Source organism: Massilia sp. TSP1-1-2 (assembly GCF_049896185.1).
In the GTDB taxonomy this organism is placed as follows: domain Bacteria; phylum Pseudomonadota; class Gammaproteobacteria; order Burkholderiales; family Burkholderiaceae_D; genus Telluria_A.
Map to the genome: position 1 here is coordinate 1 of NZ_JAFCTU010000149.1, position 878 is coordinate 878.

The window sequence follows — 878 nt, forward strand, 5'->3', positions numbered from 1 at the left end:
GTCGATACATCGAAGATGGTCAATCGGGAATTGAGCGGGATGGAACGCGGCCAGGACGCAAGCCGCAGATTTCTGAGCGCAAGGTCAAAGCGATCGTGAAGATGACAACCCAGCAATCGCCGGCCAATGCCACGCACTGGAGCACCCGGACAATGGCCGCTGCGGTGGGTATCAGCGAAGCGAGCGTTCGGCGCATCTGGCATGCCCACGGCCTCAAGCCGCATCGGGTATCGACCTTCAAGGTATCGAACGACAAGCACTTCACGGAGAAGCTTGAGGACATTGTTGGGCTGTATCTGAACCCGCCGGAAAGCGCCTTGGTTTTTTGCTGTGACGAGAAGTCGCAGATTCAGGCACTGGACCGTACGCAGCCGGGATTGCCACTCAAGAAGGGGCGTTGCCAAACGATGACACATGACTATAAGCGCAACGGAGTGACGACCTTGTTCGCGGCGATGAGTACACTCGACGGGAGCGTCATTGGTCAGTGCCAAACGAAGCATCGTCATCAGGAATGGTTACGCTTCCTGCGGCAAATTGATCGCAGCACGCCCAAAGGCAAGGAGATTCATTTGATTGCCGATAACTACGCAACCCACAAGCACGCCAATGTGAAAGCGTGGCTGGCAAAGCATCCGCGTTTCCATATGCACTTCACGCCGACCAGCGCGTCCTGGCTCAATATGGTTGAACGGTTCTTCCGGGATCTATCGGAGACGCAGTTGCGACGCGCGACGTTCAAGTCAGTCCCAGACCTGACCGAATCGATTGGACAGTTCATTGCAAAACATAATATGGCACCGAAACCGTATATATGGACCGCGAAAGCGACCGACATTCTTGCCAAAGTCACGCGCGCTCGTGCCAAACTTAATAAG

Annotated in this window: 1 protein-coding gene; it reads left to right on the top strand. The window is 55.1% G+C overall.

The window, feature by feature from the left end; genetic code table 11:
* A partial coding sequence (locus ACP7BV_RS27385; protein WP_426108061.1) for an IS630 family transposase occupies positions 1-878 on the top strand: 878 nt, incomplete at both ends.